Genomic DNA, 7006 nt, shown 5'->3' on the forward strand with positions numbered 1-7006 from the left:
CTGTGGGTTACCCAGCCGCTGCGCCAACCCCCACCGTCGTGCGCAACCGCCCTTCCAACCGGCGCTTGAGCCCGCGGGATTCAATCAACAGCTTCGACCCCTTGCTGGCATTCGCCCGGCCCCATTCTTCGAGCAATTCCAGGCACGAGTGGTCGATGTAGCTCAGGTTATTGAGCGGCACATGCACCGTCGCGCCTTCGGGGATGGAGCCCAGTACCTGGGTCAGCGCCGGCACCTTGAGGAACGTGGCCGCCCCCACCAGTCGCAGTTCCATCTCGCCTTCCTGCGGCAAGTCGATCAGGCTGATCTTCAGGCGCGAGGCTTTCCAGGCGAGTTTCACCAGGGTCAGGCCGAAACCGATCAGCACGCCGGTCAACAGGTCGGTGAAGATGATCGCCAACGCCGTCGCGGCGTAGGTGAACATCGGCATCCGCCCATAACGGCCCAGACCGCGGAATGCCTTGAGGTCCACCAGTTTGAAGCCGGTGTAGACCAGCACGCCGGCCAGGCTCGCCACCGGAATGCTTTGCAGCACGCTGGAGAGCAACAGTACGAACAGCAGCAACCACAGGCCGTGGAAAATCGTTGACATCCGCGTGGTCGCACCGGCCTGGACATTGGCCGAGCTGCGCACGATCACCCCGGTCATCGGCAGCGCGCCGAGCAAGCCGCAAAGCATGTTACCGATACCTTGGGCCGACAGTTCCCTGTCGAAGTCCGCCCGTTCGCCACTGTGCATGCGATCCACGGCGGCCGCCGACAACAGGGTTTCGGCGCTGGCGATGAAGGCCACCGCGAACGCGGCGATGAGCAACGTCGGATCGGCCAGGTTCAGCAAATCCGCCGGGCGCAGCCAGTCGATGGCTTCGGCCATGTTTTCCGGAACATCCACGCGCTTGACCTGCAACGCCAGCAGCAGGCTGGCAACCGTTGCCAGGCCCACGCCGAGTAGCGCGCCGGGAATGAAGCGCAGCGTGTGAGGGCGAAACTTTTCCCACAGCCACATCACCGCGATCGTCGACAAGCCGAGCAGGCCAGCCTGCCAGCCAAAGGACGGCAAAGCCTGGGCCACCGCCGCAGGGAACGCTGCCAGGTTATCAAGGCCCGAAGGCTTGGGTGCCGCATCGAGCATCACATGGACCTGGGACAAGATGATCAGCACGCCGATGCCGGCCAGCATCCCATACACCACGGCGGGCGCGGTGACTCGGAACCAGCAGCCGAGGCGAAAACGCCCCGCCAGCAATTGCAGCAGACCGGCCAGCAACAGGATCGGCCCGAGCATTGCCACGCCGTGCTCGCGCACCAGTTCGAAGACCAATACCGCCAACCCGGCAGCCGGACCGCTGACTTGCAGCTTCGAGCCGGCCAGGAAACCCACCACCAGGCCACCGATGATCCCGGTAATCAGGCCCTTGGCCGGTGGCAGGCCCGATGCAATGGCAATGCCCATGCACAAGGGCAGCGCCACCAGAAACACAACCACCGAAGCCAGGAGCTCCCGTGGCAGAACAGCTTTTAATTGAGCAGCACGCATGGCGACTCTCCCGAAGTTTTCTTCAGGCATGGCGCGGCCTGCCCGCTCAAAAAGCGGGAAGGCGTGAAACCATGCAAGGATGATTAGGAGTGGTTAGAAGCGCGCTTTGGGCGTCGCCACCGGTATCGGATGGCTGCCATCGAGCGGTAGGAAACGTCCCTGGTCCGCGTCGAAGGCTTTGATCTCGCTGGTCTCGATGTTGTACACCCAGCCGTGGATGAACAACTGGCCGCTGGCCATGCGCGAAGCCACCGAGGGGTGCGTTCGCAGGTGATGCAACTGCGCGATCACGTTTTCTTCGGTGAGGACAGGCATGGTCTGCTTCTCGTCACCGCACGGGCAGTTGTCATGGACCATGGTCTTGGCGACTTCGGCGTGGCGCAGCCAGGCCTTGACCGTCGGCATTTTTTCCAGGGTGTCGGGGTTGAGCACGGCACGCATGGCGCCGCAATCGGAATGGCCGCAGACGATGATGTGCTGCACGCCGAGGGCGAGCACGGCGTATTCGATGGCGGTGGAAACGCCGCCATTCATCTGGCCGTAAGGCGGAACGACGTTGCCGACGTTACGGGTCACGAACAGGTCGCCAGGGGAACTATGGGTGATCAACTCGGGCACGATGCGCGAATCGGCGCAGGTGATGAACATCGCCCGGGGTTTCTGGGCGGTGGCGAGTTTCTTGAAGAGTTCTTCCTGCTGGGGAAAGATCTCGTGATGGAAATGCAAAAAGCCGTCAACAATGTGCTGCAGCGCTGCATCGGCGGTTTCCGCCTCGGGTTGGGCTGAAGCCGACGCAGCCAACGGCTGTTTATCCTTGTCACTCATGATTCATCCTCTTTGAGACGCCAGTGGCTGGTTAAAAAACATCCAGGCCGAAGTGCTCGACCCGTCAGTCACTCGATGAACAAGGTAGCGGCCGAAACTTAACTCAAACTGAAATCGAAGGCTCTAGGACGCGTCCTACGAGGCATAAACAAAGCGCCACAGGCGTTTGTTTCTCGCCATGTTCAAGCTCCAATTTAAAGCGAACTGTATTTAAATCAACGACATCTGTCGCCCCGGCGGACAGAAGGCTTCGCAATCGAGATCGTAACCATCGCGTCGTTCCATCCCCAGACGTTTAAGCGCCTTGGCGAAGCGCTGGGCCAGCAAGTCCGCAAAAGGGCCTTCGCCGCGCATTCGCACGCCAAACCTGCTGTCATAAAGTTCGCCACCGCGGCTCTGGCGCACCAGGCTCAAGACATGGGCGGCGCGTTGCGGGTAGTGCGCCTGCAACCATTCTTCGAACAGCGGCGCCACCTCCAGGGGCAGGCGCAGCATGACATAGGCGGCATTCTGCGCCCCGGCGGCATGGGCTTCGGCCAGCAGGCTCTCGATTTCGCTGTCGTTGATCATCGGGATCATCGGCGCGCAGAGCACACCCACCCGGACGCCCGCCTCGCGCATGACCTTTATCGCCCGCAACCTGGCCTTGGGTGCCGCCGCACGGGGTTCGAGGATGCGCTTGAGCTCATCGTCCAGCGTGGTCAGGCTGATCATCACGTGCACCAGGCGTTGTTGCGCCAGTTCGGTCAACAGGTCCAGGTCGCGCAGGATCAGCGAACCCTTGGTGACGATCGTCACCGGATGCCGATAACGCAGTAGCACTTCGAGGATCCGGCGGGTGATACGCTGCTCGCGTTCGATCGGCTGGTAGGGGTCGGTGTTGGAACCCAGCGCAATCGGCGCGCATTGATAACCGCGCCGGGACAATTGTTCTTCCAGCACATCGGCGGCATTCGTCTTGGCGATCAGCTTGGTTTCGAAATCCAGCCCCGGCGACATGTCCCAATAGGCATGGCTGGGCCGCGCATAGCAGTAGATGCAACCGTGCTCGCAGCCTCGGTAGGGGTTGATCGAGCGGTCGAACGGGATGTCCGTGGACGTGTTGCGGGTGATGATGGTCTTGGCCGTTTCGATGCGCACTTCGGTGCCCTGGGTCGGCGGGACTTCCTGGTACCAGCCGTCGTCCTCGGCCACCGAGCGGCTCGGGGCGAAGCGGTTGTGCGGGTTGGTCGCGGTGCCGCGCCCGCGCGGTGGAAGGGAGGCGGACATGGGGATACTCCGATAGCTGTATGCGCATACAGTATTCGCTGCATTCGATTAAGGCCAGTGCCATTCGGCAGCCAATAACCGACAAGCCTTCACAACCCTTTGACGTTCTGCTCACAGGCTTTTAACCGGAACGAGCCGACACTGTTCATCTCGTCCTCATTTCGGTCGCTTGTGCATGCTCACGTTCTGCTCCCGTTCCCTGCTCTGCCTGGCCCTGTGCGTCGGACTCGGGGAGATGCCCGCCCAAGCAGCCGATGCCATCGAGGCACGGCCCCCTGAATGGGCCCAGCCAGTGGAAAAGGACTACAACCTCTATCAGATGTCACCGACGCTTTACCGCAGCTCGCTGCCAGATAGCGGTGCTTTGCCCCTGCTGGCGAAGCTCAAGATCGGCACGGTCATCACCTTCCTGCCGGAGTCGGACAAGCGCTGGCTGTCCACGCCCACCGTCCAGCAAGTGCAGTTGCCCTACCGCACCAATCACGTCGATGACAGCGATATTCTCAGGGCCTTGCGTGCCATCCAGGCGGCCGAGGCCAACGGACCGGTGCTGATGCACTGCAAGCACGGGTCGGACCGCACCGGCCTGGTGGCCGCCATGTACCGGGTGGTTGTGCAAGGCTGGAGCAAAGAGGACGCCCTGAACGAAATGACCGAGGGCGGCTTCGGTGACAGCCATCACTTCAAGGACGGCGTGCGCTACATGATGCAAGCCGATGTCGACAAACTCCGCGTGGCGTTGGCGAACGGCGATTGCAGTACGAGCGTCTTTGCGTTGTGCTCGTTGAAAAGCTGGGTCAACTCAACGACCACGGCGCATCACCTCGACCCTCAGGCCCTTTCGCCACGATGATCGGTCGCCTGCAAGAAGGCTTCGATGGGCTCGTACAACGGCCCTGAATCGCCCGGCCCGAGGATGTGTTGTCGAAGCGCCTTGCCGGTCGTCGCGTTGAACACCCCGTCGCGCTTGAACCTTTTGAACACCCGCTCGGCCAGGGCAGGGCACCATAGATAGGCGTACATCCTTGCTTCGTAACCTGTCACCAGGTAGTCCAGCCCATTGGCCAGGCGTGAGTTGGCAATGACTGGCAAATGGCTTATCTGTTCACTGACCTGCTGGAATACCTGCTGGATGCTGCGTCCATCACCGTGAGTACGGTGCAACTCGATATCCAACAGCGCATTTCGCCAGTTGTTGGCGGTTTCCCAACTGGCCTGGGTCGTGACGAGCGTTATCAGTTGATCCGCCATCTCGCCAGGCAAGGGTGCTCCGGTTTGGTGATGTGTCGATACGCGGACGAGGCATTCCTTGGAGAAGCACCACCGTTCAAACAGACATCCGGCGAATTCCGCCGAATCGCGGGAGAGTCGATTGATCGACGAGATGTCCCGATAGGCGGCCTGGCTCAGGACCTGATGCAAGCAATGACCAAACTCATGGAAAAGAATGCGTAGCTGCAGATGGTCGAGCAGCGTCGGGTTCGCGGCTGTTCCCCGTGGCAGCCAGCCATGCAGGACGGCGATGGGGCGTCGCAGTTTACCTTCAGCGGTTATCTGGCGGTCGCGAATGGTCGTGGTATGGGAGTAACCGTCCTGGCCATCGGCCACGTAGGGGTCAAAATAGATATAACCGATGCACGTCCCTTCTTCCGAAACTTCAAACAGGCGCACATCAGGATCCCACGTCGGCACATCCTTGCGTTCGATGAAATCCACCGCGAACAGATTCGTCGCGATTGCCAGCAGCTTGGGGAAGACAGCCTCCAATGGAAACCAGGCACTCAGCTCTTGCTGTGAAATGCCTGCCGCCTTGTGGCGAAGTTTTTCCGCGAGGTACGGATAATCCCAGGGTTCGGGCTCGCTGAGGCCTTGTTGCCTGGCGAAGGCTTTCAGCTGTTCGGTATCCCGGTTGAACGTGCTCTGCTGCAATTGGAGTTGCGCAGACAAGAATGTCATCACCTCTTCGGGGGTCTGGGCCTGCTCCGACGCGACAGTCATCTGAGCGAAATCCGAATAACCCATCAAGTTGGCGTATTCGTGGCGGTCGTCCAGCAGTTGCTTGAGTACCATCCCATTGTCGAACTGGCCGGCCTGCGGTCCTTGATCGGAGGCTCGCGTGCAGTAGGCCTCGTGGATTTGCTGGCGCAGCGCGCGATTGTCGGCGTAGAGGGTCACGATACGATGCGACTCATCATCAAGGGTCAGCAGCCATCCCGTTTGCCCAGCCTTGTTCGCCTGAAGGGCCATGCGCTGTTTGAATGCCGCCGGCAGGCCGCTGAGCTGGTCCTCATCGACAATGGGCAGGGTCCAGGCTTTGTTTGCACTTTGCAGTTGGTCCCAAAAAAGTTGCTCGGCGTTTTCAATGCGCAGCTTTACCTGGCTCTGGTCAATCCCCGGGATACAGGGCTGGTTTTCGCAAAACTGCAGCAGGTTCTTATCCAGGACTCTTTTGCGCGCCGGTTCGAGATTGATCCCTATTTCGCTATTCGCCAAGCGCTGGTAAAGCTCAAATAGCTTGGCGTTTTTTAGCAGCTCATCGCGAAAATCAATTAATCGGGTCTCACAATCAAGCGACGCCTGCTTCCAGGGTTCGCCCTCCCGGGTCTTGGTCAGGAGGTTGAGCAGATAGCCGAAACCCTCCAGGCGAGTGTGGATTTCATCCATCGCCAGGACCAGGTCGTCCCAGGTTGGAAAAGGGGTTTGGCTGGCAATGATGTCAGCGACCTTGTCTTGGCTTTCAGCCAATATCCGGTCGAGGGCGGGGGAGAAGTGTTCGGCCCGGATGTCCGCGAAGGGCGGTAGATCGTAGGCTTGCAGCAATGGGTTTTCTGGATATGACACGGTAGATGCTTCCTTTCAGTGTGGACGTGTCGGACCAGTCTGAAGAGGAAGCGGTGGCACCCTGCGGTATATATGTATAGCTTTCGGGCCGGACGGCCCGAAAGCTGATGCAGGAGATTTCAGTCGGTTTTTTTCTTCAACTTGGGGTTGGGGAAAAATTGCACCGCCTGGACTTTCGCGTCCGGCGCCTTGAGCGCCGAGGTGTTGACCCGGGTGCCCAATTCCTTGGGCACCGACAGGCCTTGCTCGTTGAGCGTGTCGGAATAACCGCAGGCCACGCATTCGCGATGCGGCACGCCGTCTTCGTTCCACATCATCAACTTGTCCGGCTCACTGCACGCCGGGCAGACCGCCCCGGCGATGAAGCGTCGTTTGGTAATCACAGGCCCCTCGCTCATGCTGCCGCGTCCTCACTCAGGCCGCTATGGCGCAAGAGTGCGTCAATCGACGGCTCGCGGCCACGGAAGTCGACGAACAGCACCATCGGCTCCTGGGAACCGCCGCGCGCCAGGATCGCCTCGCGGAAGGCGCGAC

7 protein-coding genes are annotated in these 7006 nt (G+C 60.5%); 1 reads left to right on the forward strand and 6 read right to left on the reverse strand.

From position 1 onward, the window contains the following. Positions 1-7: 7 nt before the first annotated feature. From OC610_RS17765 to OC610_RS17775, 3 genes are all read right to left on the reverse strand, one after another. Entirely contained in the window at positions 8-1537 is a 1530-nt protein-coding gene (locus OC610_RS17765; RefSeq protein ID WP_264429445.1) for a SulP family inorganic anion transporter, read from the reverse strand. Between the two features lie 93 nt (positions 1538-1630). Further along, positions 1631-2362, reverse strand: coding sequence for a carbonic anhydrase (locus OC610_RS17770; protein ID WP_264429447.1), 732 nt, complete (start codon positions 2360-2362; stop codon positions 1631-1633). Positions 2363-2572: 210 nt separating this feature from the next. Further along, positions 2573-3631, reverse strand: coding sequence for a PA0069 family radical SAM protein (locus OC610_RS17775; protein ID WP_264429448.1), 1059 nt, complete (start codon positions 3629-3631; stop codon positions 2573-2575). Positions 3632-3806: 175 nt separating this feature from the next. Between OC610_RS17775 and OC610_RS17780 the strand changes: the two genes are divergently transcribed. Further along, on the forward strand, positions 3807-4484 hold the full coding sequence (locus tag OC610_RS17780) for a phosphatase domain-containing protein (RefSeq protein WP_408636607.1): 678 nt from the start codon (positions 3807-3809) through the stop codon (positions 4482-4484). Here OC610_RS17780 and OC610_RS17785 read toward each other — a convergent pair. The 3 genes from OC610_RS17785 to OC610_RS17795 form a co-directional block, all read right to left on the reverse strand. Further along, positions 4463-6472: a M3 family metallopeptidase gene (locus OC610_RS17785; protein WP_264429453.1), complete on the reverse strand. Its 2010-nt coding sequence runs from the start codon at positions 6470-6472 to the stop codon at positions 4463-4465. The two genes, OC610_RS17780 and OC610_RS17785, sit on opposite strands and share 22 nt — an antisense overlap. Before the next feature lie 119 nt (positions 6473-6591). Next, the gene (locus OC610_RS17790; protein ID WP_018600854.1) at positions 6592-6870 is read right to left on the reverse strand and encodes a YheV family putative zinc ribbon protein; all 279 of its coding nucleotides are present in this window, start codon (positions 6868-6870) and stop codon (positions 6592-6594) included. Next, on the reverse strand, positions 6867-7006 hold a 140-nt coding region (locus OC610_RS17795), incomplete at its 5' end, for a M3 family metallopeptidase (RefSeq protein ID WP_264429457.1). The genes OC610_RS17795 and OC610_RS17790, both read right to left, overlap by 4 nt.

Source organism: Pseudomonas agronomica, from assembly GCF_025917275.1.
GTDB classification, from domain to species: Bacteria; Pseudomonadota; Gammaproteobacteria; order Pseudomonadales; family Pseudomonadaceae; genus Aquipseudomonas; species Aquipseudomonas agronomica.

What these genes read in the sequence shown, in the direction of transcription:
- OC610_RS17765 (WP_264429445.1), bottom strand. Translation starts at nt 1,537, where the DNA reads ATGCGTGCTGCTCAATTAAAAGCTGTTCTGCCACGGGAGCTCCTGGCT.
- OC610_RS17770 (WP_264429447.1), bottom strand. Translation starts at nt 2,362, where the DNA reads ATGAGTGACAAGGATAAACAGCCGTTGGCTGCGTCGGCTTCAGCCCAA.
- OC610_RS17775 (WP_264429448.1), bottom strand. Translation starts at nt 3,631, where the DNA reads ATGTCCGCCTCCCTTCCACCGCGCGGGCGCGGCACCGCGACCAACCCG.
- OC610_RS17780 (WP_408636607.1), top strand. Translation starts at nt 3,807, where the DNA reads ATGCTCACGTTCTGCTCCCGTTCCCTGCTCTGCCTGGCCCTGTGCGTC.
- OC610_RS17790 (WP_018600854.1), bottom strand. Translation starts at nt 6,870, where the DNA reads ATGAGCGAGGGGCCTGTGATTACCAAACGACGCTTCATCGCCGGGGCG.